The sequence below is a fragment of the Staphylococcus sp. FSL W8-0305 genome (assembly GCF_037966415.1).
Classification (GTDB): domain Bacteria; phylum Bacillota; class Bacilli; order Staphylococcales; family Staphylococcaceae; genus Staphylococcus; species Staphylococcus aureus.
The window spans coordinates 2,519,516-2,542,363 of sequence record NZ_CP150198.1; the positions used below are offsets into that span (position 1 = coordinate 2,519,516).

Sequence of the window (22,848 nt, forward strand, 5' to 3'; positions counted from 1 at the left end):
CCATTTTAGTATTCGTAGAAAATGAGAGCCCCCTTTACCACAATATGTAAATGCATAGTGTGAAAAGGGGGCTTTTATTTATGACATAGTTGTTCAACTCATACATTCTAGCAGATAATGCAGTGCGTTATGCAGCTATCCACTTCATATGTATGGCGCATACCTGATAAACGAATATCATCAAGACTTTAAAAGTATCGCTAATTTTAAAGTCTTAAACCGCATGATTAATGTCATGATGTGTTATTGCGTTTTGTTTTTAGAGCCATGTATTTCCTGGGACATATAGAGGAACATTCAACGTAAAATTCACGAAAATTAATTTTAAACATTCTAAAAGTGAATGGTTATTTTCAGAAACGATAACATTTTTACGTTACATGAGTATTTAACTTTCTATTTCAAATTACCTAGAATTATAGCAGCTATCACGATAATTATAATACCTACCCAAATACCAGTCATCTGACGACGATCTTTTCTTTCGCCTAAAATGAAAATACCGCCTAATGTTGAAACGATAACAAGTAACTGTGATAATGAGAAACTTGTAGCTACACCAACTTTTGGTTGAGAATAGAACATGAACAAGTTACCAATTCCCCAAATCACACCTGGCAATAGATTAAGTGCTGTTGATTTAAGTGATGTTTTATGATTCATGGATAGGATAAAGCCACCAATTGCCATACCGACAGATTGGAAGAACAATGCATCAGTTCCACCAACACCAAAGATGTCACCAAGTACAACGAAACCTACATATCCAACTGTAGATACAATTAAAATACCCATTGCTTTTTTAAATTCAGGATTATCTGATTGACGTTCATTTTTAGCTTTAAGTGAAGTAAGTGCTACACCAGTAACTAATAATATCATGGCGATTAAACCAAAGATAATTTGAGTCATTGAAGACCATTCACCTAAAAAGATAACACTGAATAATGTTGTACCAACTAATTGCATACCTGTAGAAACTGGCATAGTATTTGATACACCGATTAAACTAATAGATTTAAGCTGATTCGCTTGTCCAAACGCCCATAATGCACCAGAAATAAGACCGACAATAATTACAGTAGGATTATTGAATTTTGCGAAACCAGTAATAAGTAAACCTAATCCAACAATGAGTGCGCCTAGCGTCGTACCACGAATTTGGTTGTAAGGTCCACCGCCGACGAACACATTAATAAGAACGACACTTCCCCAGAATAAAGCAGGTAAAAGTGCGATTAAGAAATCAAGAAATTGCAAGACTACTCACTCTCCTATACTATTTATGCAAGTGCTCCCCTTAATTGACACTTGCATGTTATTGTAAAGCATTCTGCCCTAATAGTAAAAAACAACTACTTATAATTTTCAATATTTACAAAAAGTAGAAAAACCCACAATACATGCTAATGATGTACTGTGGGGTATTTGCTTGGTATTTTATTCAGGGATTGTTTGATCTTTTACGTTACGTGATTCGAATTTGAATTTAATGTACTCATAGTTGATATGGAAACCTAGACCATTAAATCGTTCGATGAGTTTATTATTTTTGTTACGAATTTTAAAATAAACTTTTCTAATATCAAAGTTATCAAAAGCATATTGCAATGCATACGCAAGCAACTCGAAAGCGATACCTTTCAAACGGTAATCTACATGAGAACTGAAGTATTTAATCTCGGCGATTGACTGTTGTGAATCAATTTCAAGGTATAAATAACCTTTAAGTAAACCTTCGCTAACAAATAAAAACAAATGATGATGGTCGTCTAAACTATCAATGATATCTTGTGGTGACTGGGCCTGATATTTAAATGTAGTTGTGTGTAATTTGCTGAAAGCACGATAAAACCCTTTGTGATAAGGAATGATATTTGGTTGGTGCATATCTTCTTCTAATCTTGTACGGGCTTCTATGTAATAGTCAGTGAAGTTATAACTTGCTTGAATAACTTTCATTAATGGTTTGTATTGTTGAATGCCTTCTTCAAAAGAAAAGTTAAAGACGGCATCGTCAGGTTGATTCGAAGTCATTGTTTTAAACAGCGTTTCAAACGTTTCGACAGATAATACATAATTGTCAGCCACGAAAGGACCTATGACTTTGAATTTATTTTTATCGTATGCAAAAGACAATATGATTGCTTTAATTGAATCGTTTTCTTTAATTGAAAATACACCAGGTGATTCAATCGCATCGGTTATTAATACATCTATTTCATTGTACTGTTGAGGAAGTTTATATAAGTATGATGCTGATTCATAATTCGAATGTTTAATGAACGATTTTATTTGTGTAATATCATATAACTGAACTATGCTCATGTCATTACCTCCGTACTTTTTGTTACTTTTATTATATAGTATTTCAACTGAAATGAAAGTTAATAGTGATATTAACATGTTACAATACATTTAACACATCATTTGCAATCATTGAATTTAAATCAAAGATTAGTGGAATAGATGAAGCACGTTCGAAATAAAAGAAAGTATGAGAAAGGATAATTTATGAAATCTTTAATATTAGCTGAAAAACCATCAGTCGCAAGAGATATTGCTGATGCTTTACAAATAAATCAAAAGCGTAATGGTTACTTTGAAAATAACCAATATATTGTCACGTGGGCGTTAGGTCATCTAGTGACAAATGCGACACCTGAACAATACGATAAAAATTTAAAGGAATGGCGATTAGAAGACCTTCCAATTATACCTAAATATATGAAAACTGTTGTTATTGGTAAAACAAGCAAACAATTTAAAACAGTAAAAGCGTTAATTTTAGATAATAAAGTGAAAGATATTATTATTGCAACAGATGCTGGACGAGAAGGTGAACTAGTTGCAAGATTGATTTTGGATAAAGTTGGTAACAAAAAGCCACTCCGTCGATTATGGATTAGCTCAGTTACTAAAAAAGCTATTCAACAAGGTTTTAAAAATTTAAAAGACGGTCGCCAATATAACGATTTGTATTATGCAGCGTTAGCGAGAAGTGAGGCGGATTGGATTGTTGGGATTAATGCAACGCGTGCACTAACAACAAAGTATGATGCACAGCTATCCCTGGGACGTGTTCAGACACCAACGATTCAATTAGTAAATACACGACAACAAGAGATTAATCAGTTCAAACCACAACAATACTATACATTATCATTAACGGTAAAAGGGTTTGATTTTCAGCTAGAATCAAATCAGCGATATACCAATAAAGAAACTTTAGAACAGATAGTTAATAATTTGAAAAATGTCGATGGTAAGATTAAATCTGTTGCTACTAAACATAAGAAGTCGTATCCGCAATCACTGTACAATTTAACAGATTTACAACAAGATATGTATAGACGTTATAAAATTGGACCTAAAGAAACATTGAATACACTTCAAAGTTTATATGAGAGACATAAAGTCGTAACCTATCCAAGAACAGATTCAAACTATTTAACAACTGATATGGTAGATACTATGAAAGAACGTATTCAGGCGACGATGGCAACAACATATAAAGACCAAGCGCGCCCATTAATGTCTAAAACATTTTCATCAAAAATGTCGATATTTAATAATCAAAAAGTATCTGATCACCATGCAATTATTCCTACAGAAGTGAGACCTGTCATGTCAGACTTAAGTAATAGAGAATTAAAGTTATACGATATGATTGTCGAGCGTTTTTTAGAAGCTTTAATGTCTCCGCACGAGTATGACGCGATAACTGTTACTTTAGAGGTTGCAGGGCACACATTTGTTTTGAAAGAGAATGTAACAACTGTATTAGGCTTTAAATCTATTAGACAAGGTGAATCTATTACAGAGATGCAACAGCCTTTTTCAGAAGGCGATGAAGTGAAGATTTCAAAAACAAACATTAGAGAACATGAAACAACACCTCCAGAATATTTTAATGAAGGTTCGTTATTAAAAGCGATGGAGAACCCTCAGAACTTTATTCAATTGAAGGATAAAAAATATGCGCAAACATTAAAACAAACAGGTGGTATCGGCACAGTTGCAACAAGGGCCGACATTATCGATAAATTATTTAATATGAATGCCATTGAATCAAGAGACGGTAAAATTAAAGTGACGTCAAAAGGTAAACAAATATTAGAATTAGCACCAGAAGAATTAACGTCGCCACTTTTAACTGCACAATGGGAAGAAAAATTACTTTTAATTGAACGTGGTAAATATCAGGCGAAAACATTCATTAATGAAATGAAAGATTTTACGAAAGATGTTGTAAATGGGATAAAAAATAGTGATCGTAAATATAAACACGATAATTTAACAACCACTGAATGCCCAACGTGTGGTAAATTCATGATTAAAGTTAAAACTAAAAATGGTCAGATGCTTGTGTGCCAAGATCCATCTTGTAAGACGAAAAAGAATGTACAGCGCAAAACAAATGCAAGATGTCCAAACTGTAAAAAGAAATTAACGTTGTTTGGTAAAGGAAAAGAAGCGGTATATCGTTGTGTTTGTGGACATTCTGAAACGCAAGCACATATGGATCAGCGTATGAAGTCTAAATCCTCTGGTAAAGTATCTCGTAAAGAAATGAAAAAGTATATGAATAAAAATGAAGGTTTAGACAATAATCCGTTTAAAGATGCATTAAAAAACTTGAATTTATAGATAAAATCGAACAAAGTTGAATCATAAAATCGAAAAGTTCGCTTTTGGTATTGTTTTTTATTAAGAATGATATTAAACTATTAAGGTATTTTAAAAAAAGGAGCATCCATTCGTGAAAAACTATTTCCAGTTCGATAAATATGGAACAAACTTTAAAAGAGAAATATTAGGCGGTATCACAACTTTCTTATCTATGGCCTATATTTTAGCAGTTAACCCGCAAGTTTTAAGTTTAGCAGGTGTTAAAGGCGTATCAGAAGATATGAAAATGGACCAAGGTGCCATTTTTGTAGCGACTGCATTAGCAGCATTTGTAGGCTCGCTATTCATGGGGCTAATAGCTAAATATCCAATTGCGTTAGCACCAGGTATGGGATTAAATGCATTCTTTGCATTTACTGTTGTGTTAACCATGGGTATTCCTTGGCAAGTTGGTTTAACAGGTGTTTTATTCTCAGGTATATTCTTTGCGATATTAACTGTCACAGGGTTTAGGGAAGTTATTATTAATGCAATTCCTTATCAAATGAAGATGGCTGTTTCAGCAGGTATAGGGTTATTCATTACATTTGTAGGTTTACAAAGTTCGGGTATTATAGTTAAAAATGAATCTACATTAGTAACATTGGGACATTTAACTGATCCACCAGTACTTTTAGCGATATTCGGTATCGTTATTACAGTTATTTTATATGCAATTAAATTGCCAGGTTCTATCTTTATCGGTATGATCATCACAGCAATCGTTGGTATGTTCACTGGATTGATTCAAATGCCATCTGGTATTGTAGGTAAGATTCCAAGTATTGAACCAACGTTCGGCGCTGCATTTGAAGCGTTTAAAGACCCAAGTCAATTATTAACGATACAGTTCTTAATTGTTATTTTAACGTTCTTATTTATTGATTTCTTTGATACAGCTGGTACATTAGTAGCCGTTGCTACTCAAGCAGGTATTATGAAAGATAATAAATTACCAAGAGCTGGTAGAGCATTGTTCTCAGATTCTTTAGCTACGATTGTAGGATCAGTTTTTGGAACAACTACAACAACTTCTTATATCGAATCAACTTCAGGTGTTGCTGTAGGTGCTAGAACAGGATTTGCTAGTATCGTAACAGGTTGTTGTTTCCTATTAGCGCTATTCTTTAGTCCGTTAATCGCTGTTGTAACAAGTGCAGTTACGACACCAGCTTTAGTGGTGGTAGGTGTATTAATGGCTGCAAACTTTGCTGAAATAAACTGGAAAAGTTTTGAAGTTGCAGTGCCAGCATTCATTACAATCATTATGATGCCTTTATCATATTCAATTGCAACTGGTATTGCGTGTGGATTTATTTTCTATCCAATTACAATGCTTATCTCTAAAAAACATAAAGAAGTACATCCGATAATGTATGTATTAATGGTACTATTCATTTTGTACTTCATATTTGTTCATGGTTAACTCCAGACACAAAAAACGACTGCCAATGATTGGTAGTCGTTTTTTCTTTGAAGTAAGGATAAAATAAGAAGCGAAATAACATAAAGCAATATTATGAATGTCTTTAAATATCCGATATAAATATACTTCTTTTAAAATTGTTGAACGTGTTTCTTCTATAATATATATACCTAATTAAAAAGGTTTTAAGAATTATTCTCTATGTCCATCTTTGTATTGTGTGTAAATGACACGAGCATTTTTATTAGGTATATAGGTTGGCGCTGATAATACAACTAGGACAAATAGAATCATTAGGAAAAATAAAATCCAATGAATCAAAATTCCTAAGAAGGGGATAATAGCTAAAAAACTACCTACTATACCAAATATTGGAATAATCGCTATAGGTCTAATTGTATTTTGTCTATTCACTAATAATATAATAGTAAGAATTAGATAAAGTAATGCATTAAAGAGTAAAGGCTGCCATCCAAAACTTAAAATAAACGTTGCACCTAAAAAAGGAATGCCATAGAAAAACTCACAAAGTATTAAAAAGATACCTATAAGTGCTAAAGATAATTTTGGTCCATTTTTCATATTCATTCACCACCGTTCTTATGACTAATTATATAGAATAATTTTCAATGATAATAATAAAATGATTCAAGGTACGAATTTACAATAAAGAAGGAAATAAAAAATATCTCGAAAATAGTTGAACTGACTAAGTATATAAAGTAAAATATAAAAGTATGTGTTAGACAGATAGAAAAATTATGTGAAAAGCCTTGATTTATCGATGTTTTTCGTGTAATATAACTAACGTTGGACTTTAAGAAAAGCGATGAAGCGAAAGGTTACTGACACACCCGGCCGCTTTGCCATGGCGCTGTGTAAGATAGTTTTCGTGGAGAAGTCTATCACTAAATGTAGACGAATAAGGAGGGAAAATTATGGCAAAACAAAAAATCAGAATCAGATTAAAAGCTTATGATCACCGCGTGATTGATCAATCAGCAGAGAAGATTGTAGAAACAGCGAAACGTTCTGGTGCAGATGTTTCTGGACCAATTCCGTTACCAACTGAGAAATCGGTATACACAATCATCCGTGCCGTGCATAAGTATAAAGATTCACGTGAACAATTCGAACAACGTACACATAAACGTTTAATCGATATTGTAAACCCAACACCAAAAACAGTTGACGCTTTAATGGGCTTAAACTTACCATCTGGTGTAGACATCGAAATCAAATTATAATAGACAATTTTAGGAGGTGGACTTTCGATGACCAAAGGAATCTTAGGAAGAAAAATTGGGATGACACAAGTATTCGGAGAAAACGGTGAATTAATCCCTGTAACAGTAGTAGAAGCTAAAGAAAATGTTGTATTACAAAAGAAAACTGTAGAAGTTGATGGATACAACGCAATCCAAGTTGGATTTGAAGACAAAAAAGCATACAAAAAAGATGCAAAATCTAACAAATATGCTAATAAACCAGCTGAAGGTCACGCTAAAAAAGCTGACGCAGCACCTAAGCGCTTCATTCGTGAATTCCGCAATGTAGACGTGGATGCTTACGAAGTAGGTCAAGAAGTCTCAGTAGATACTTTTGTAGCTGGCGACGTTATTGACGTAACAGGCGTATCAAAAGGTAAAGGTTTCCAAGGTGCAATTAAACGCCACGGACAATCTCGTGGACCTATGTCACACGGTTCTCATTTCCACAGAGCGCCAGGTTCTGTAGGTATGGCTTCAGATGCTTCTAGAGTATTCAAAGGCCAAAAAATGCCAGGACGTATGGGTGGAAACACTGTAACTGTTCAAAACTTAGAAGTAGTTCAAGTTGACACAGAAAACAAAGTTATCTTAGTAAAAGGTAATGTACCTGGACCTAAAAAAGGTTTAGTAGAAATCAGAACTTCAATTAAAAAAGGTAATAAATAATAAGAAGTGAAAGGAGGAAATGCATAATGGCTAATTATGATGTTTTAAAATTAGACGGAACTAAATCAGGTTCAATCGAATTAAGCGATGCAGTATTCGGTATTGAGCCAAATAATAGCGTTTTATTCGAAGCTATTAATTTACAACGTGCTTCATTACGTCAAGGTACGCATGCTGTTAAGAATCGTTCAGCAGTAAGCGGTGGCGGACGTAAACCATGGAAGCAAAAAGGAACAGGTCGTGCTCGTCAAGGTACAATCCGTGCTCCACAATGGCGTGGCGGTGGTATCGTATTCGGACCAACTCCAAGAAGTTATGCATACAAAATGCCTAAGAAAATGCGTCGTTTAGCTTTACGCTCAGCATTATCTTTCAAAGTTCAAGAGAATGGCTTAACTGTAGTTGACGCATTCAACTTCGAAGCTCCAAAAACTAAAGAATTCAAAAATGTATTATCTACATTAGAACAACCTAAAAAAGTATTAGTAGTTACTGAAAACGAAGATGTAAATGTTGAATTATCAGCACGCAACATCCCTGGCGTTCAAGTGACAACTGCTCAAGGTTTAAATGTTTTAGATATCACTAATGCTGACAGCTTAGTAATTACTGAAGCTGCTGCTAAAAAAGTTGAGGAGGTGCTCGGATAATGGAAGCAAGAGATATTCTTAAGCGCCCCGTAATCACTGAGAAATCTTCTGAAGCAATGGCTGAAGACAAATACACTTTCGACGTTGATACTCGTGTTAACAAAACACAAGTGAAAATGGCAGTTGAAGAAATCTTCAACGTAAAAGTTGCAAGTGTTAATATCATGAATTACAAACCTAAGAAAAAACGTATGGGCCGTTACCAAGGCTATACAAACAAAAGAAGAAAAGCGATTGTAACTCTTAAAGAAGGATCAATCGACTTATTTAACTAATAAACCAATTACCATTAAGGAGGTAAGCGACAATGGCTATTAAAAAGTATAAGCCAATAACAAATGGTCGTCGTAATATGACTTCGTTAGATTTCGCAGAAATCACGAAAACTACACCTGAAAAGTCATTATTAAAACCGCTACCGAAAAAAGCGGGACGTAACAACCAAGGTAAATTGACTGTAAGACACCATGGTGGTGGACACAAACGTCAATACCGTGTTATCGATTTCAAACGTAACAAAGATGGTATCAATGCAAAAGTTGATTCTATTCAATATGATCCAAACCGCTCAGCAAACATCGCTTTAGTTGTATATGCAGACGGTGAAAAACGATATATCATTGCTCCTAAAGGATTAGAAGTAGGTCAAATCGTTGAAAGTGGTGCTGAAGCTGACATCAAAGTTGGTAACGCATTACCATTACAAAACATTCCAGTTGGTACAGTAGTACACAACATCGAGCTTAAACCTGGTAAAGGTGGACAAATCGCTCGTTCAGCTGGTGCAAGTGCTCAAGTACTTGGTAAAGAAGGTAAATACGTATTAATCAGATTAAGATCTGGTGAAGTTCGTATGATCTTATCTACTTGCCGTGCTACAATCGGTCAAGTTGGTAACCTACAACACGAATTAGTTAACGTTGGTAAAGCCGGACGTTCAAGATGGAAAGGTATTCGTCCAACAGTTCGTGGTTCTGTAATGAACCCTAACGATCACCCACACGGTGGTGGTGAAGGTCGTGCTCCTATCGGTAGACCATCTCCAATGTCACCATGGGGTAAACCTACGCTTGGTAAGAAAACTCGTCGTGGTAAAAAATCATCAGACAAACTTATCGTTCGTGGACGTAAGAAAAAATAATATAATCAACTTATTTGGGTGTGCGGCTTAAAGCTGCACGCACATAATAAGAAGGGAGGCGCCCAAATGGCTCGTAGTATTAAAAAAGGACCTTTCGTCGATGAGCATTTAATGAAAAAAGTTGAAGCTCAAGAAGGAAGCGAAAAGAAACAAGTAATCAAAACATGGTCACGTCGTTCTACAATTTTCCCTAATTTCATCGGACATACTTTTGCAGTATACGACGGACGTAAACACGTACCTGTATATGTAACTGAAGATATGGTAGGTCATAAATTAGGTGAGTTTGCTCCTACTCGTACATTCAAAGGACACGTTGCAGACGACAAGAAAACAAGAAGATAATATCTATTAAGTAGAGGAGGACATCCTAATGGAAGCAAAAGCGGTTGCTAGAACAATAAGAATCGCACCTCGTAAAGTAAGACTAGTTCTTGACTTAATCAGAGGTAAAAATGCTGCTGAAGCTATTGCAATTTTAAAATTAACAAACAAAGCTTCATCACCAGTAATTGAAAAAGTATTAATGTCCGCTTTAGCTAATGCTGAACATAACTATGACATGAACACAGATGAATTAGTAGTTAAAGAAGCATATGCTAACGAAGGACCAACATTAAAACGTTTCCGTCCACGTGCGCAAGGTCGTGCAAGTGCGATTAACAAACGTACAAGCCACATTACAATCGTCGTAAGTGACGGTAAAGAAGAAGCTAAAGAAGCTTAATTAACTTTTAAGGAGGGAATACTGTGGGTCAAAAAATTAATCCAATCGGACTTCGTGTTGGTATTATCCGTGATTGGGAAGCTAAATGGTATGCTGAAAAAGACTTCGCTTCACTTTTACACGAAGATTTAAAAATCCGTAAATTTATTGATAATGAATTAAAAGAAGCATCAGTTTCTCACGTAGAGATTGAACGTGCTGCAAACCGTATCAACATTGCAATTCATACTGGTAAACCTGGTATGGTAATTGGTAAAGGCGGTTCAGAAATCGAAAAATTACGCAACAAATTAAATGCGTTAACTGATAAAAAAGTACACATCAACGTAATTGAAATCAAAAAAGTTGATCTTGACGCTCGTTTAGTAGCTGAAAACATCGCACGTCAATTAGAAAACCGTGCTTCATTCCGTCGTGTACAAAAACAAGCAATCACTAGAGCTATGAAACTTGGTGCAAAAGGTATCAAAACTCAAGTATCTGGTCGTTTAGGCGGAGCTGACATCGCTCGTGCTGAACAATATTCAGAAGGAACTGTTCCACTTCATACGTTACGTGCTGACATCGATTATGCACACGCTGAAGCTGACACTACTTACGGTAAATTAGGCGTTAAAGTATGGATCTATCGTGGAGAAGTTCTTCCTACTAAGAACACTAGTGGAGGAGGAAAATAATAATGTTACTACCAAAACGTGTAAAATATCGTCGTCAACATCGTCCTAAAACAACTGGTCGTTCTAAAGGCGGTAACTACGTAACATTTGGTGAGTTTGGTTTACAAGCTACAACAACGTCTTGGATCACATCTCGTCAAATCGAATCTGCTCGTATAGCAATGACACGTTACATGAAACGTGGCGGGAAAGTTTGGATTAAAATCTTCCCACATACACCATATACTAAAAAACCTTTAGAAGTACGTATGGGTGCTGGTAAAGGTGCGGTTGAAGGCTGGATCGCAGTTGTTAAACCAGGTAGAATTTTATTCGAAGTTGCTGGCGTTTCTGAAGAAGTTGCGCGTGAAGCACTACGTTTAGCAAGTCACAAACTTCCAGTAAAAACTAAGTTTGTAAAACGTGAGGAATTGGGTGGTGAAACAAATGAAAGCTAAGGAAATTAGAGACTTAACCACTTCAGAAATCGAAGAACAAATCAAATCTTCAAAAGAAGAGCTTTTTAACCTACGCTTTCAGTTAGCTACAGGTCAATTAGAAGAAACTGCACGTATTCGTACAGTAAGAAAAACGATTGCACGTCTAAAAACTGTTGCTCGTGAAAGAGAAATTGAACAAAGTAAGGCTAATCAATAATTAAGTAAGAGGAGGTTACAAAAGTGAGCGAAAGAAACGATCGTAAAGTTTATGTAGGTAAAGTTGTTTCAGACAAAATGGACAAGACTATTACAGTACTTGTTGAAACTTACAAAACACACAAATTATACGGTAAACGAGTGAAATACTCTAAAAAATACAAAACTCATGATGAAAACAATTCAGCTAAATTAGGAGACATTGTTAAAATTCAAGAAACTCGTCCTTTATCAGCAACAAAACGTTTTCGTTTAGTAGAGATTGTTGAAGAGTCAGTAATTATTTAATACAAGTTTAGAGATAAGGGAGGTTTAACTAATGATCCAACAAGAAACACGCTTGAAAGTAGCAGACAACTCTGGTGCTCGTGAAGTTCTTACAATCAAAGTATTAGGTGGATCTGGTCGTAAAACAGCAAACATCGGCGATGTTATCGTATGTACTGTTAAAAATGCAACACCAGGTGGCGTTGTTAAAAAAGGTGACGTTGTCAAAGCTGTAATCGTACGTACTAAGTCAGGTGTTCGTCGTAATGACGGTTCATATATCAAATTTGATGAAAATGCATGTGTTATCATCCGTGATGACAAAGGCCCACGTGGTACTCGTATCTTCGGACCTGTTGCTCGTGAATTACGTGAAGGTAACTTCATGAAAATCGTATCATTAGCACCAGAAGTACTTTAATTAATAACAACCAATACAAATAAGGAGGTGCCCACATGCATATCAAAAAAGGTGACAACGTTAAAGTTATCGCAGGTAAAGACAAAGGTAAAGAAGGTAAAGTAATCGCTACTCTACCTAAAAAAGACCGTGTCGTTGTGGAAGGTGTTAACATTATGAAAAAACACCAAAAACCAACTCAATTAAATCCTGAAGGTGGAATCTTAGAAACAGAGGCAGCAATCCATGTTTCTAATGTACAATTATTGGACCCTAAAACAAACGAACCAACTCGTGTAGGTTACAAATTTGTTGATGGTAAAAAAGTTCGTATCGCTAAAAAATCTGGCGAAGAAATTAAATCTAATAATTAATAACAAGTTGAAAGGAGGATCCCACTTTGAACCGTTTAAAAGAAAAGTTTAACACTGAAGTTACTGAAAACTTAATGAAAAAATTCAATTATAGTTCAGTAATGGAAGTACCAAAAATAGATAAAATCGTTGTGAACATGGGTGTAGGTGACGCAGTACAAAATTCTAAAGTATTAGACAATGCTGTTGAAGAATTAGAATTGATCACTGGTCAAAAACCATTAGTAACTAAAGCTAAAAAATCAATCGCGACTTTCCGTTTACGTGAAGGTATGCCAATCGGTGCGAAAGTAACACTTCGCGGTGAAAGAATGTATGAATTCTTAGACAAATTAATTTCAGTATCATTACCACGTGTACGTGACTTCCAAGGTGTTTCTAAAAAAGCATTTGACGGACGCGGTAACTACACTTTAGGTGTTAAAGAACAATTAATTTTCCCAGAAATCGACTATGATAAAGTAAGTAAAGTTAGAGGAATGGATATTGTTATCGTAACGACTGCTAACACTGATGAAGAAGCTCGTGAATTGTTAGCTAACTTCGGTATGCCATTCCGTAAATAATTATTTAAAGGAGGCTAATTAAGTGGCTAAAACTTCAATGGTTGCTAAGCAACAAAAAAAACAAAAATATGCAGTTCGTGAATACACTCGTTGTGAACGTTGTGGCCGTCCACATTCTGTATATCGTAAATTTAAATTATGCCGTATTTGTTTCCGTGAATTAGCTTACAAAGGCCAAATCCCTGGCGTTCGTAAAGCTAGCTGGTAATAAAAAAGAGTCTGAAAGGAGGCAACAATCAATGACAATGACAGATCCAATCGCAGATATGCTTACTCGTGTAAGAAACGCAAACATGGTGCGTCACGAGAAGTTAGAATTACCTGCATCAAATATTAAAAAAGAAATTGCTGAAATCTTAAAGAGTGAAGGTTTCATTAAAAATGTTGAATACGTAGAAGATGATAAACAAGGTGTACTTCGTTTATTCTTAAAATATGGTCAAAACGATGAGCGTGTTATCACAGGATTAAAACGTATTTCAAAACCAGGTTTACGTGTTTATGCAAAAGCTAGCGAAATGCCTAAAGTATTAAATGGTTTAGGTATTGCATTAGTATCAACTTCTGAAGGTGTAATCACTGACAAAGAAGCAAGAAAACGTAATGTTGGCGGAGAAATTATCGCATACGTTTGGTAATAAAAAATAAGGAGGTGCCATAACATGAGTCGTGTTGGTAAGAAAATTATTGACATCCCTAGTGACGTAACAGTAACTTTTGATGGAAATCATGTAACTGTTAAAGGTCCTAAAGGTGAATTATCAAGAACTTTAAATGAAAGAATGACATTCAAACAAGAAGAAAACACAATTGAAGTTGTAAGACCATCTGATTCTAAAGAAGATAGAACAAACCATGGTACAACTCGTGCTTTATTAAATAATATGGTACAAGGTGTTTCTCAAGGATACGTAAAAGTACTTGAACTTGTTGGTGTAGGTTACCGTGCTCAAATGCAAGGTAAAGACTTAATCCTTAACGTTGGTTATTCTCACCCAGTAGAAATTAAAGCTGAAGAAAACATTACTTTCTCAGTTGAGAAAAACACAGTCGTTAAAGTTGAAGGTATTTCAAAAGAACAAGTTGGAGCATTAGCATCTAACATCCGTTCAGTAAGACCTCCAGAGCCTTACAAAGGTAAAGGTATTCGTTACCAAGGTGAATACGTTCGCCGTAAAGAAGGTAAAACTGGTAAATAATAGATAAACTCTAAAGAAAGGAGTATTGAAATGATCAGTAAAATTGATAAAAATAAAGTGCGTTTAAAAAGACATGCTCGTGTTCGTACTAACTTATCAGGTACAGCTGAAAAGCCACGTTTAAACGTATATCGTTCAAACAAGCATATCTACGCTCAAATTATTGATGATAATAAAGGCGTAACATTAGCTCAAGCTTCTTCAAAAGACAGCGACATTGCTACTACAGCAACTAAAGTTGAATTAGCAACTAAAGTCGGTGAAGCAATTGCTAAAAAAGCTGCTGACAAAGGCATTAAAGAAATCGTATTTGACCGTGGAGGATATTTATATCACGGACGTGTTAAAGCATTAGCTGAAGCAGCAAGAGAAAGCGGATTAGAATTTTAATTTAAAGGAGGGACAAATACATGGCTCGTAGAGAAGAAGAGACGAAAGAATTTGAAGAACGCGTTGTTACAATCAACCGTGTAGCAAAAGTTGTAAAAGGTGGTCGTCGTTTCCGTTTCACTGCATTAGTTGTAGTTGGAGACAAAAATGGTCGTGTAGGTTTCGGTACTGGTAAAGCTCAAGAGGTACCAGAAGCAATCAAAAAAGCTGTTGAAGCAGCTAAAAAAGATTTAGTAGTTGTTCCACGTGTTGAAGGTACAACTCCACACACAATTACTGGCCGTTACGGTTCAGGAAGCGTATTTATGAAACCGGCTGCACCTGGTACAGGAGTTATCGCTGGTGGTCCTGTTCGTGCCGTACTTGAATTAGCAGGTATCACTGATATCTTAAGTAAATCATTAGGATCAAACACACCAATCAACATGGTTCGTGCTACAATCGATGGTTTACAAAACCTTAAAAATGCTGAAGATGTTGCGAAATTACGTGGCAAAACAGTAGAAGAATTATACAATTAAGGAGGGAAAACTAGTTATGGCTAAATTACAAATTACCCTCACTCGTAGTGTTATTGGTCGTCCTGAAACACAACGTAAAACTGTTGAAGCTTTAGGTCTTAAAAAGACTAACAGTTCAGTAGTTGTTGAAGATAACCCTGCTATTCGTGGGCAAATCAACAAAGTTAAGCACTTAGTAACAGTAGAAGAAAAATAATCAAGGAGGTGCCGAAATGAAATTACATGAGTTAAAACCGGCAGAAGGTTCACGTAAAGAACGCAATCGTGTTGGACGTGGTGTTGCGACAGGTAACGGTAAAACAAGTGGTCGCGGACACAAAGGTCAAAAAGCTCGTTCAGGCGGTGGTGTAAGACCAGGATTCGAAGGTGGTCAATTACCATTATTCCGTCGTTTACCAAAACGTGGTTTTACTAACATAAATCGTAAAGAATATGCTATTGTTAACTTAGACCAACTTAATAAATTTGAAGATGGTACTGAAGTAACTCCAGCTTTATTAGTAGAATCTGGTGTTGTTAAGAATGAAAAATCTGGTATCAAAATACTAGGTAATGGTTCACTTGATAAGAAATTGACAGTGAAAGCTCATAAATTCTCAGCTTCAGCAGCAGAAGCTATTGATGCTAAAGGTGGAGCACACGAGGTGATCTAATGATTCAAACCCTTGTGAACTTCTTTAGAACAAAAGAGGTTCGTAACAAGATTTTCTTCACACTAGCAATGTTAGTAATTTTTAAAATAGGGACTTATATACCAGCTCCAGGAGTAAATCCTGCAGCTTTTGATAATCCCCAAGGTTCTCAAGGTGCCACTGAGTTATTAAATACTTTTGGTGGCGGAGCCTTGAAACGATTTTCTATTTTTGCAATGGGTATTGTACCCTACATCACTGCATCAATCGTAATGCAATTATTACAAATGGATATTGTCCCTAAATTCTCAGAATGGGCAAAACAAGGTGAAGTAGGTAGAAGAAAGTTAAATAACGTTACTCGTTATTTAGCAATTTCTTTAGCATTTATCCAATCTATAGGTATGGCATTCCAATTTAATAATTATCTCAAAGGTGCGCTGATTATCAATCAGTCAATTATGAGTTATTTATTAATAGCACTAGTTTTGACAGCAGGAACTGCTTTCTTAATATGGCTTGGTGATCAAATCACTCAGTTCGGTGTTGGTAATGGTATTTCTATTATCATATTTGCGGGTATTTTATCAACGTTGCCAGCCAGTCTAATTCAATTTGGACAAACTGCGTTCGTTGGGCAAGAAGATACATCATTAGCATGGTTGAAAGTATTAGGACTTTTAGTGTCACTGATACTATTAACTGTAGGTGCTATTTATGTACTTGAAGCCGTTCGTAAAATTCCGATTCAATATGCTAAGAAACAAACTGCTCAAAGATTAGGTTCACAGGCAACTTATCTACCTTTAAAAGTGAACTCAGCCGGTGTTATTCCTGTAATCTTTGCAATGGCGTTCTTCTTACTGCCTAGAACATTAACGTTGTTCTATCCAGATAAAGAATGGGCACAAAACATTGCGAATGCTGCAAATCCTTCAAGTAATGTTGGTATGGTTGTATATATTGTACTAATTATACTATTCACATACTTCTATGCATTTGTACAAGTTAATCCGGAAAAAATGGCTGATAACCTTAAGAAACAAGGTAGCTATGTTCCAGGTATTAGACCTGGTGAACAAACCAAAAAATATATTACTAAAGTTTTATATCGTTTAACTTTTGTAGGTTCTATCTTCTTAGCCGTTATTTCAATTCTACCGATATTAGCAACTAAGTTTATGGGATTACCACAATCAATTCAGATTGGTGGTACAAGTTTACTTATCGTTATTGGTGTAGCGATTGAAACAATGAAATCTTTAGAAGCACAAGTATCTCAAAAAGAATATAAAGGCTTTGGTGGTAGATAATTTTAGGAGGGCACTTATGAATATCATTTTGATGGGTTTACCTGGCGCAGGTAAAGGAACTCAAGCAAGTGAAATTGTCAAGAAATTCCCAATACCCCACATTTCAACTGGTGACATGTTCAGAAAAGCTATAAAAGAAGAAACTGAATTAGGTAAAGAAGCTAAGTCTTATATGGACCGTGGCGAATTAGTTCCTGATGAAGTGACTGTAGGTATCGTTAAGGAAAGAATTTCTGAAGACGATGCAAAAAAAGGCTTTTTATTAGATGGCTTCCCAAGAACAATCGAGCAAGCTGAGGCATTAAATAATATTATGTCTGAGCTTGACAGAAACATTGATGCTGTCATCAATATCGAAGTTCCGGAAGAAGAATTAATGAACCGTCTTACAGGTCGTCGAATCTGTGAGTCATGTGGTACAACGTATCATCTTGTATTTAATCCTCCGAAGGTCGAAGGTATTTGTGATATCGATGGTGGTAAATTGTATCAACGAGAAGATGATAATCCTGAAACGGTAGCTAATCGTTTGAGTGTTAATATTAAACAATCTAAACCTATTTTAGATTTCTATGATCAAAAAGGTGTATTGAAAAATATTGATGGTTCAAAAGATATTAGCGACGTTACCAAAGATGTCATTGATATTTTAGATCATTTGTAATAGATCAACTTTTAGCGGTCTATTTTAAGTGAGGCATGATTTAATCATATTAGATAGATGAGAGTGGCAATTAACGATAATTAATTCCCGTAATTTTTGTTTAACTTATAAAATTAATCACTGATAGATTCGTAACAATAAAGTTGTCTATTGACGATTACCTTACTATTGCAAAAAGGGGGAAGTTAATCAATGGCTAAACAAGATGTAATTGAATTAGAAGGTACTGTATTAGATACTTTACCGAACGCAATGTTTAAAGTAGAATTAGAAAATGGTCATGAGATTTTAGCTCACGTAAGTGGTAAAATCAGAATGAATTACATTCGTATTCTACCTGGCGACAAAGTAACTGTTGAGATGTCTCCGTACGATTTAACACGCGGAAGAATTACTTATCGTTATAAATAATCGTCACTCCATAATATAGGGAGGTATAAAAATGAAAGTAAGACCATCAGTAAAACCTATTTGCGAAAAATGTAAAGTCATTAAACGTAAAGGTAAAGTAATGGTAATTTGTGAAAATCCAAAACACAAACAAAGACAAGGTTAATAAAAGAGAGGTGTAAATTAATATGGCACGTATTGCAGGAGTAGATATTCCACGTGAAAAACGCGTAGTTATCTCATTAACTTATATATACGGTATCGGTACGTCAACTGCTCAAAAAATTCTTGAAGAAGCTAACGTATCAGCTGATACTCGTGTGAAAGATTTAACTGATGACGAATTAGGTCGCATCCGTGAAGTTGTAGACGGTTATAAAGTCGAAGGTGACTTACGTCGTGAAACTAACTTAAATATCAAACGTTTAATGGAAATTTCATCATACCGTGGTATCCGTCACCGTCGTGGTTTACCAGTTCGTGGTCAAAAAACGAAAAACAACGCGCGTACTCGTAAAGGACCAGTTAAAACGGTAGCTAACAAGAAAAAATAATAGGTAAAGGAGGCAAATTTTAAATGGCACGTAAACAAGTATCTCGTAAACGTAGAGTGAAAAAGAATATTGAAAATGGTGTAGCACACATCCGTTCAACATTCAACAACACTATTGTAACTATCACTGATGAGTTCGGTAATGCTTTATCATGGTCATCAGCTGGTGCATTAGGATTCAAAGGATCTAAAAAATCAACACCATTTGCAGCACAAATGGCTTCTGAAACTGCATCTAAATCAGCTATGGAGCATGGTTTAAAAACAGTTGAAGTAACAGTTAAAGGACCTGGTCCAGGTCGTGAATCAGCTATTCGTGCATTACAATCTGCAGGTTTAGAAGTAACTGCGATCAGAGACGTTACTCCAGTACCTCATAACGGTTGTCGTCCACCAAAACGTCGTCGTGTATAATTTATGATGGTATTGTTACAGGTCACTGAGCAAACATTTTAAATTAAGTCGACGTATATAAGGAGGATATTTAAATGATAGAAATCGAAAAACCTAGAATTGAGACAATTGAAATTAGTGAAGATGCTAAATTCGGTAAGTTCGTTGTTGAACCACTAGAACGTGGCTACGGTACTACACTAGGAAACTCCTTACGTCGTATCCTACTATCTTCATTACCAGGTGCAGCCGTTAAGTACATTGAAATTGAGGGAGTTTTACATGAATTCTCAGCAGTAGACAATGTAGTTGAAGATGTTTCTACAATTATTATGAACATTAAACAATTAGCATTGAAAATTTACTCTGAAGAAGATAAAACTTTAGAAATTGATGTACGTGATGAAGGCGAAGTAACAGCAAGCGACATTACACATGACAGTGATGTTGAAATTTTAAACCCAGAGCTTAAAATTGCAACAGTATCTAAAGGTGGTCACTTAAAAATTCGTCTAGTTGCTAACAAGGGTAGAGGTTACGCATTAGCAGAACAAAATAATACTAGTGATTTACCAATTGGTGTAATCCCTGTTGATTCATTGTATTCACCTGTTGAACGTGTGAACTATACTGTTGAAAATACACGTGTAGGTCAAAGCAGTGATTTTGATAAATTAACATTGGATGTTTGGACTAATGGTTCAATCACACCACAAGAATCAGTTTCATTAGCAGCAAAAATAATGACTGAACACTTGAATATCTTCGTTGGTCTTACTGATGAAGCGCAAAACGCTGAAATCATGATTGAAAAAGAAGAAGATCAAAAAGAAAAAGTATTAGAAATGTCTATTGAAGAATTAGACTTATCTGTACGTTCATATAACTGCTTAAAACGCGCAGGAATCAATTCTGTTCAAGAGTTAGCTGACAAATCTGAAGCTGACATGATGAAAGTGCGTAATTTAGGTCGTAAATCTTTAGAAGAAGTTAAATACAAATTAGAAGATTTAGGATTAGGATTAAGAAAAGAAGATTGATAAAGGAGGTTAACTCATGGGTTACAGAAAATTAGGTCGTACTTCTGATCAACGTAAAGCTATGTTACGTGACTTAGCTACATCACTTATTATTAGTGAACGTATTGAAACTACAGAAGCTCGTGCAAAAGAAGTTCGCAGTGTTGTTGAGAAATTAATCACTTTAGGTAAAAAAGGAGATTTAGCTTCTCGTCGTAATGCAGCTAAAACTTTACGTAATGTTGAAATCTTAAACGAAGATGAAACTACACAAACTGCACTTCAAAAATTATTTGGTGAAATCGCAGAGCGTTACACAGAACGTCAAGGTGGTTACACTCGTATCCTTAAACAAGGCCCTCGTCGCGGTGACGGTGCTGAATCAGTAATTATCGAATTAGTATAAGAATTTATATAAATACACTAACTACTTTTATATAAAGCAAATGAGTGCAACGATAATGTTTGCCACATACAAATATTGTCTAGCTCAGAGTACCCCATCAACTAAATAAAGATTTAAAGCGTGAACTCAACAAACTTATGATGGGGTGCGCGCTTTTTTATTGAATAAGATATCGGACTTATGAACAGAAATGTGAAATGCTCCCTTCAAAGTAGACATTGAAAAAATGAAAACTTTGAAGGGAGCTTTATTTATGTCAATAAAACCTAAAGTAGACATAGATGTACTGCTATATATGTTTCAAGAATATGAAAAAGGCGTGTCGTTTCAATACTTAATCGATACATTACAATTAGATATTAATGTCAATACTTTGTATCCTAAGTATAAATATTATAAAACCCATGGTATTGAAACACTACTTACACAAAAACAATACAATCACTATTCAAAGGAACTAAAATTAAAAGTTGTAAATGAATATTTGAATTCAAATCAATCAACCCAAGACATCGCAATCAAATACAATATTCGTAGTTCGACACAAGTCAAAAATTGGATAAAAATGTATACTGTAGGAAAAGAGATTAAGAATCAATCTCCTAAAACTGGGGTGTATATCATGAAAGCAAGAAAAACCACATTTGAAGAACGTGTAACAATTGTTGAATATTACTTGAATCATAAACAATCTTATAGAGAAGTTGCAGAACACTTTAATATCTCATACGGTCAAATTTACCAGTGGGTTCATAAGTATCAAGCACATGGTAAAAATGGATTAGTAGATGGCAGAGGCAAAGGAAAACCCAAATCTATGATGACGCCAGAAGAACAAAAAGAAGCTGAAATTCAAGCATTAAAAGCACAAAATCGATTATTAGAGATGGAAAATGACGTTTTAAAAAAGTTTCAAGCATTGGAAAGAGAGATGATTCAAAGAGAAAACAAATCACGGCATACAAAACGATCGAAGCGTTAAAACATCAATACCCTATCCAACGCTTGTGTCGTATTTTAGGCATTTCTAGAGCGAGTTATTATAAGTGGGTACATTATCAATCGAGTGAACTTGAATTAGAGAATGAACAGCTTAAGCGAGAAATAGAATCAATCTATCATAAGTATAATGGTATTTATGGCTATCGTCGCATTTATATCTATATTCGCTTAAAACTAGGTAAACAAGTAAACCGAAAGCGAATTTATCGTTTGATGAAAGAACTTAATTTAAAAGCAGTAATACGTCAAAAGCGAAAACCTTATCGACGTTCAACGCCACAAATCACATCAGAAAATAAGCTTAATCGACAATTTGACATTGATACGCCAAATAAAGTTTGGTTAACAGATGTAACAGAATTTAAAATCAAAGAAGGTAGTAAGATATATTTGAGTGCCATTTATGACTTAGGTGCTAAACGTATTGTTAGTTATGAGCTAGGCCCTTCTAACAATAATCAATTAGTATTTAAAACATTCAATCAAGCGATAGAAAAAGTAGAAAATACCAAAGGTATTTTATTTCATAGTGACCGAGGTTTTCAATATACATCGAAAACATTTAAACATATGTTGGATGAATGTGGCATGATTCAAAGTATGTCACGTGTTAGCAAATGTATCGATAACGGTCCAATGGAAGGTGTATGGGGTACAATAAAAAGTGAAATTTTTAGAGGAAATAAGCACTTTAAATTTAATAGTGTAGAAGAAGCTACAAAAACAATTCATGATTTTATTCTTTTCTTTAATCATGAAAGAATTACATTAAAAATGGCTGATTCTGTATAACAACAAAACCAACCATTAATTTTAATTATTTAATTGTCTACTAGACTGGGTGCAGTTCAATGTTTTTAAGTCCGATTTCTTTATATCTACTTTTTTGAGTGCG

The 22,848-nt window shown here is 35.0% G+C and carries 37 protein-coding genes; 34 read left to right on the forward strand and 3 right to left on the reverse strand.

The features are described 5' to 3' along the window. Positions 1–148: 148 nt before the first annotated feature. On the forward strand, positions 149–289 hold the full coding sequence (locus NST10_RS12205) for a hypothetical protein (RefSeq protein WP_001791500.1): 141 nt from the start codon (positions 149–151) through the stop codon (positions 287–289). Positions 290–396: 107 nt separating this feature from the next. Here NST10_RS12205 and NST10_RS12210 read toward each other — a convergent pair whose 3' ends face one another. Both NST10_RS12210 and NST10_RS12215 read right to left on the reverse strand, forming a co-directional pair. Continuing rightward, entirely contained in the window at positions 397–1,260 is an 864-nt protein-coding gene (locus NST10_RS12210; protein WP_001159900.1) for a GRP family sugar transporter, read from the reverse strand. A 180-nt stretch (positions 1,261–1,440) separates the two neighbouring features. Next, entirely contained in the window at positions 1,441–2,328 is an 888-nt protein-coding gene (locus NST10_RS12215) for a GNAT family N-acetyltransferase (RefSeq protein ID WP_000029546.1), read from the reverse strand. A gap of 65 nt (positions 2,329–2,393) precedes the next feature. Here NST10_RS12215 and NST10_RS12220 point away from each other — a divergent pair, with 65 nt between their 5' ends. The 3 genes from NST10_RS12220 to NST10_RS12230 all read left to right on the forward strand — a co-directional run bounded on the left by NST10_RS12220 (position 2,394) and on the right by NST10_RS12230 (position 6,097). Further along, complete coding sequence (locus tag NST10_RS12220) at positions 2,394–2,489, forward strand: hypothetical protein (RefSeq protein ID WP_001790553.1); 96 nt, start codon at positions 2,394–2,396, stop codon at positions 2,487–2,489. A gap of 25 nt (positions 2,490–2,514) precedes the next feature. Beyond that, positions 2,515–4,650: a DNA topoisomerase III gene (locus tag NST10_RS12225; protein ID WP_000838499.1), complete on the forward strand. Its 2,136-nt coding sequence runs from the start codon at positions 2,515–2,517 to the stop codon at positions 4,648–4,650. 112 nt (positions 4,651–4,762) lie between these two features. Beyond that, a complete protein-coding gene (locus NST10_RS12230; RefSeq protein ID WP_000800700.1) occupies positions 4,763–6,097 on the forward strand; it encodes an NCS2 family permease in 1,335 nt (444 codons plus the stop codon). 192 nt (positions 6,098–6,289) lie between these two features. Here the strand turns inward: NST10_RS12230 and NST10_RS12235 are convergent, their stop codons facing one another. Continuing rightward, positions 6,290–6,679, reverse strand: a complete 390-nt coding sequence (locus tag NST10_RS12235; RefSeq protein ID WP_339209979.1) for a hypothetical protein — start codon at positions 6,677–6,679, stop codon at positions 6,290–6,292. A gap of 356 nt (positions 6,680–7,035) precedes the next feature. Here NST10_RS12235 and rpsJ point away from each other — a divergent pair, with 356 nt between their 5' ends. The 30 genes from rpsJ (at position 7,036) to NST10_RS12385 (ending at position 22,745) form a co-directional block, all read left to right on the forward strand. Next, entirely contained in the window at positions 7,036–7,344 is a 309-nt protein-coding gene (rpsJ, locus tag NST10_RS12240) for a 30S ribosomal protein S10 (RefSeq protein ID WP_001118667.1), read from the forward strand. Positions 7,345–7,371: 27 nt separating this feature from the next. Further along, positions 7,372–8,034 (forward strand): 50S ribosomal protein L3, encoded by a 663-nt coding sequence (rplC, locus tag NST10_RS12245; RefSeq protein ID WP_000160212.1) that lies wholly within the window; start codon positions 7,372–7,374, stop codon positions 8,032–8,034. Positions 8,035–8,060: 26 nt separating this feature from the next. After that, the gene (gene rplD / locus NST10_RS12250; RefSeq protein WP_000024830.1) at positions 8,061–8,684 is read left to right on the forward strand and encodes a 50S ribosomal protein L4; all 624 of its coding nucleotides are present in this window, start codon (positions 8,061–8,063) and stop codon (positions 8,682–8,684) included. Further along, on the forward strand, positions 8,684–8,959 hold the full coding sequence (rplW, locus tag NST10_RS12255) for a 50S ribosomal protein L23 (RefSeq protein ID WP_000388082.1): 276 nt from the start codon (positions 8,684–8,686) through the stop codon (positions 8,957–8,959). The genes rplD and rplW overlap by 1 nt, the downstream gene beginning before the upstream one ends. Before the next feature lie 32 nt (positions 8,960–8,991). Next, on the forward strand, positions 8,992–9,825 hold the full coding sequence (rplB, locus tag NST10_RS12260; protein ID WP_000985472.1) for a 50S ribosomal protein L2: 834 nt from the start codon (positions 8,992–8,994) through the stop codon (positions 9,823–9,825). 66 nt (positions 9,826–9,891) lie between these two features. Further along, entirely contained in the window at positions 9,892–10,170 is a 279-nt protein-coding gene (rpsS, locus tag NST10_RS12265) for a 30S ribosomal protein S19 (RefSeq protein ID WP_000124353.1), read from the forward strand. Positions 10,171–10,198: 28 nt separating this feature from the next. Further along, positions 10,199–10,552 (forward strand): 50S ribosomal protein L22, encoded by a 354-nt coding sequence (gene rplV, locus NST10_RS12270; protein ID WP_000387527.1) that lies wholly within the window; start codon positions 10,199–10,201, stop codon positions 10,550–10,552. 23 nt (positions 10,553–10,575) lie between these two features. Continuing rightward, entirely contained in the window at positions 10,576–11,229 is a 654-nt protein-coding gene (gene rpsC / locus NST10_RS12275) for a 30S ribosomal protein S3 (protein ID WP_000529877.1), read from the forward strand. 2 nt (positions 11,230–11,231) lie between these two features. Beyond that, positions 11,232–11,666 (forward strand): 50S ribosomal protein L16, encoded by a 435-nt coding sequence (gene rplP, locus NST10_RS12280; RefSeq protein ID WP_000926310.1) that lies wholly within the window; start codon positions 11,232–11,234, stop codon positions 11,664–11,666. Further along, positions 11,656–11,865, forward strand: coding sequence for a 50S ribosomal protein L29 (gene rpmC / locus NST10_RS12285; RefSeq protein ID WP_000644737.1), 210 nt, complete (start codon positions 11,656–11,658; stop codon positions 11,863–11,865). The genes rplP and rpmC overlap by 11 nt, the downstream gene beginning before the upstream one ends. Before the next feature lie 23 nt (positions 11,866–11,888). Next, positions 11,889–12,152, forward strand: a complete 264-nt coding sequence (gene rpsQ, locus NST10_RS12290; protein WP_000004086.1) for a 30S ribosomal protein S17 — start codon at positions 11,889–11,891, stop codon at positions 12,150–12,152. 31 nt (positions 12,153–12,183) lie between these two features. Then, complete coding sequence (rplN, locus tag NST10_RS12295) at positions 12,184–12,552, forward strand: 50S ribosomal protein L14 (protein ID WP_000615921.1); 369 nt, start codon at positions 12,184–12,186, stop codon at positions 12,550–12,552. A 35-nt stretch (positions 12,553–12,587) separates the two neighbouring features. Beyond that, complete coding sequence (rplX, locus tag NST10_RS12300) at positions 12,588–12,905, forward strand: 50S ribosomal protein L24 (protein WP_000547687.1); 318 nt, start codon at positions 12,588–12,590, stop codon at positions 12,903–12,905. Between the two features lie 26 nt (positions 12,906–12,931). Then, positions 12,932–13,471 carry a 50S ribosomal protein L5 gene (rplE, locus tag NST10_RS12305; RefSeq protein WP_001080824.1) on the forward strand — a complete coding sequence of 180 codons (540 nt, stop codon included), beginning with the start codon at positions 12,932–12,934 and terminating at the stop codon, positions 13,469–13,471. Between the two features lie 22 nt (positions 13,472–13,493). After that, positions 13,494–13,679 (forward strand): type Z 30S ribosomal protein S14, encoded by a 186-nt coding sequence (locus NST10_RS12310; protein WP_001140799.1) that lies wholly within the window; start codon positions 13,494–13,496, stop codon positions 13,677–13,679. Between the two features lie 31 nt (positions 13,680–13,710). Next, positions 13,711–14,109 (forward strand): 30S ribosomal protein S8, encoded by a 399-nt coding sequence (gene rpsH / locus NST10_RS12315; protein ID WP_000178881.1) that lies wholly within the window; start codon positions 13,711–13,713, stop codon positions 14,107–14,109. Positions 14,110–14,133: 24 nt separating this feature from the next. Then, positions 14,134–14,670 (forward strand): 50S ribosomal protein L6, encoded by a 537-nt coding sequence (gene rplF / locus NST10_RS12320; protein ID WP_000091975.1) that lies wholly within the window; start codon positions 14,134–14,136, stop codon positions 14,668–14,670. Between the two features lie 30 nt (positions 14,671–14,700). Next, on the forward strand, positions 14,701–15,060 hold the full coding sequence (rplR, locus tag NST10_RS12325; RefSeq protein WP_000623881.1) for a 50S ribosomal protein L18: 360 nt from the start codon (positions 14,701–14,703) through the stop codon (positions 15,058–15,060). Positions 15,061–15,080: 20 nt separating this feature from the next. Next, the gene (rpsE, locus tag NST10_RS12330; RefSeq protein WP_000113851.1) at positions 15,081–15,581 is read left to right on the forward strand and encodes a 30S ribosomal protein S5; all 501 of its coding nucleotides are present in this window, start codon (positions 15,081–15,083) and stop codon (positions 15,579–15,581) included. 16 nt (positions 15,582–15,597) lie between these two features. Further along, positions 15,598–15,777: a 50S ribosomal protein L30 gene (gene rpmD, locus NST10_RS12335; RefSeq protein WP_001096577.1), complete on the forward strand. Its 180-nt coding sequence runs from the start codon at positions 15,598–15,600 to the stop codon at positions 15,775–15,777. A gap of 16 nt (positions 15,778–15,793) precedes the next feature. Beyond that, on the forward strand, positions 15,794–16,234 hold the full coding sequence (gene rplO / locus NST10_RS12340; protein ID WP_000766074.1) for a 50S ribosomal protein L15: 441 nt from the start codon (positions 15,794–15,796) through the stop codon (positions 16,232–16,234). Then, positions 16,234–17,526 (forward strand): preprotein translocase subunit SecY, encoded by a 1,293-nt coding sequence (secY, locus tag NST10_RS12345; protein ID WP_000616784.1) that lies wholly within the window; start codon positions 16,234–16,236, stop codon positions 17,524–17,526. Before rplO ends, secY begins: the two co-directional genes overlap by 1 nt. Before the next feature lie 16 nt (positions 17,527–17,542). Then, positions 17,543–18,190, forward strand: a complete 648-nt coding sequence (locus tag NST10_RS12350) for an adenylate kinase (RefSeq protein WP_001021468.1) — start codon at positions 17,543–17,545, stop codon at positions 18,188–18,190. Between the two features lie 192 nt (positions 18,191–18,382). After that, positions 18,383–18,601, forward strand: coding sequence for a translation initiation factor IF-1 (gene infA, locus NST10_RS12355; RefSeq protein WP_001118443.1), 219 nt, complete (start codon positions 18,383–18,385; stop codon positions 18,599–18,601). Positions 18,602–18,632: 31 nt separating this feature from the next. Continuing rightward, the gene (rpmJ, locus tag NST10_RS12360) at positions 18,633–18,746 is read left to right on the forward strand and encodes a 50S ribosomal protein L36 (protein WP_000868342.1); all 114 of its coding nucleotides are present in this window, start codon (positions 18,633–18,635) and stop codon (positions 18,744–18,746) included. Positions 18,747–18,768: 22 nt separating this feature from the next. Beyond that, positions 18,769–19,134, forward strand: a complete 366-nt coding sequence (gene rpsM / locus NST10_RS12365; RefSeq protein WP_000090796.1) for a 30S ribosomal protein S13 — start codon at positions 18,769–18,771, stop codon at positions 19,132–19,134. Between the two features lie 23 nt (positions 19,135–19,157). After that, positions 19,158–19,547 carry a 30S ribosomal protein S11 gene (rpsK, locus tag NST10_RS12370; RefSeq protein ID WP_000101625.1) on the forward strand — a complete coding sequence of 130 codons (390 nt, stop codon included), beginning with the start codon at positions 19,158–19,160 and terminating at the stop codon, positions 19,545–19,547. A gap of 74 nt (positions 19,548–19,621) precedes the next feature. Further along, the gene (locus NST10_RS12375; protein WP_000569649.1) at positions 19,622–20,566 is read left to right on the forward strand and encodes a DNA-directed RNA polymerase subunit alpha; all 945 of its coding nucleotides are present in this window, start codon (positions 19,622–19,624) and stop codon (positions 20,564–20,566) included. Between the two features lie 16 nt (positions 20,567–20,582). Beyond that, positions 20,583–20,951: a 50S ribosomal protein L17 gene (gene rplQ, locus NST10_RS12380; protein ID WP_000542274.1), complete on the forward strand. Its 369-nt coding sequence runs from the start codon at positions 20,583–20,585 to the stop codon at positions 20,949–20,951. A gap of 226 nt (positions 20,952–21,177) precedes the next feature. Next, positions 21,178–22,745 (forward strand): IS3-like element ISSau2 family transposase gene (locus tag NST10_RS12385; RefSeq protein WP_094409958.1). Its coding sequence is split into 2 segments (ribosomal slippage): positions 21,178–21,853 and positions 21,853–22,745, totalling 1,569 coding nucleotides; the frame shifts between segments, so codons are not numbered across the junction. Positions 22,746–22,848: the final 103 nt, after the last annotated feature.

Bases quoted from the DNA above. Each gene is read 5' to 3' on its own strand.
- NST10_RS12205 (WP_001791500.1), top strand. From the start codon at position 149: ATGTATGGCGCATACCTGATAAACGAATATCATCAAGACTTTAAAAGT.
- NST10_RS12215 (WP_000029546.1), bottom strand. From the start codon at position 2,328: ATGAGCATAGTTCAGTTATATGATATTACACAAATAAAATCGTTCATT.
- NST10_RS12225 (WP_000838499.1), top strand. From the start codon at position 2,515: ATGAAATCTTTAATATTAGCTGAAAAACCATCAGTCGCAAGAGATATT.
- NST10_RS12235 (WP_339209979.1), bottom strand. From the start codon at position 6,679: ATGAAAAATGGACCAAAATTATCTTTAGCACTTATAGGTATCTTTTTA.
- rpsJ (WP_001118667.1), top strand. From the start codon at position 7,036: ATGGCAAAACAAAAAATCAGAATCAGATTAAAAGCTTATGATCACCGC.
- rplC (WP_000160212.1), top strand. From the start codon at position 7,372: ATGACCAAAGGAATCTTAGGAAGAAAAATTGGGATGACACAAGTATTC.
- rplD (WP_000024830.1), top strand. From the start codon at position 8,061: ATGGCTAATTATGATGTTTTAAAATTAGACGGAACTAAATCAGGTTCA.
- rplW (WP_000388082.1), top strand. From the start codon at position 8,684: ATGGAAGCAAGAGATATTCTTAAGCGCCCCGTAATCACTGAGAAATCT.
- rplB (WP_000985472.1), top strand. From the start codon at position 8,992: ATGGCTATTAAAAAGTATAAGCCAATAACAAATGGTCGTCGTAATATG.
- rpsS (WP_000124353.1), top strand. From the start codon at position 9,892: ATGGCTCGTAGTATTAAAAAAGGACCTTTCGTCGATGAGCATTTAATG.
- rplV (WP_000387527.1), top strand. From the start codon at position 10,199: ATGGAAGCAAAAGCGGTTGCTAGAACAATAAGAATCGCACCTCGTAAA.
- rplP (WP_000926310.1), top strand. From the start codon at position 11,232: ATGTTACTACCAAAACGTGTAAAATATCGTCGTCAACATCGTCCTAAA.
- rpmC (WP_000644737.1), top strand. From the start codon at position 11,656: ATGAAAGCTAAGGAAATTAGAGACTTAACCACTTCAGAAATCGAAGAA.
- rplN (WP_000615921.1), top strand. From the start codon at position 12,184: ATGATCCAACAAGAAACACGCTTGAAAGTAGCAGACAACTCTGGTGCT.
- rplX (WP_000547687.1), top strand. From the start codon at position 12,588: ATGCATATCAAAAAAGGTGACAACGTTAAAGTTATCGCAGGTAAAGAC.
- rpsH (WP_000178881.1), top strand. From the start codon at position 13,711: ATGACAATGACAGATCCAATCGCAGATATGCTTACTCGTGTAAGAAAC.
- rplF (WP_000091975.1), top strand. From the start codon at position 14,134: ATGAGTCGTGTTGGTAAGAAAATTATTGACATCCCTAGTGACGTAACA.
- rplR (WP_000623881.1), top strand. From the start codon at position 14,701: ATGATCAGTAAAATTGATAAAAATAAAGTGCGTTTAAAAAGACATGCT.
- rpsE (WP_000113851.1), top strand. From the start codon at position 15,081: ATGGCTCGTAGAGAAGAAGAGACGAAAGAATTTGAAGAACGCGTTGTT.
- rpmD (WP_001096577.1), top strand. From the start codon at position 15,598: ATGGCTAAATTACAAATTACCCTCACTCGTAGTGTTATTGGTCGTCCT.
- rplO (WP_000766074.1), top strand. From the start codon at position 15,794: ATGAAATTACATGAGTTAAAACCGGCAGAAGGTTCACGTAAAGAACGC.
- secY (WP_000616784.1), top strand. From the start codon at position 16,234: ATGATTCAAACCCTTGTGAACTTCTTTAGAACAAAAGAGGTTCGTAAC.
- NST10_RS12350 (WP_001021468.1), top strand. From the start codon at position 17,543: ATGAATATCATTTTGATGGGTTTACCTGGCGCAGGTAAAGGAACTCAA.
- infA (WP_001118443.1), top strand. From the start codon at position 18,383: ATGGCTAAACAAGATGTAATTGAATTAGAAGGTACTGTATTAGATACT.
- rpmJ (WP_000868342.1), top strand. From the start codon at position 18,633: ATGAAAGTAAGACCATCAGTAAAACCTATTTGCGAAAAATGTAAAGTC.
- rpsM (WP_000090796.1), top strand. From the start codon at position 18,769: ATGGCACGTATTGCAGGAGTAGATATTCCACGTGAAAAACGCGTAGTT.
- rpsK (WP_000101625.1), top strand. From the start codon at position 19,158: ATGGCACGTAAACAAGTATCTCGTAAACGTAGAGTGAAAAAGAATATT.
- NST10_RS12375 (WP_000569649.1), top strand. From the start codon at position 19,622: ATGATAGAAATCGAAAAACCTAGAATTGAGACAATTGAAATTAGTGAA.
- rplQ (WP_000542274.1), top strand. From the start codon at position 20,583: ATGGGTTACAGAAAATTAGGTCGTACTTCTGATCAACGTAAAGCTATG.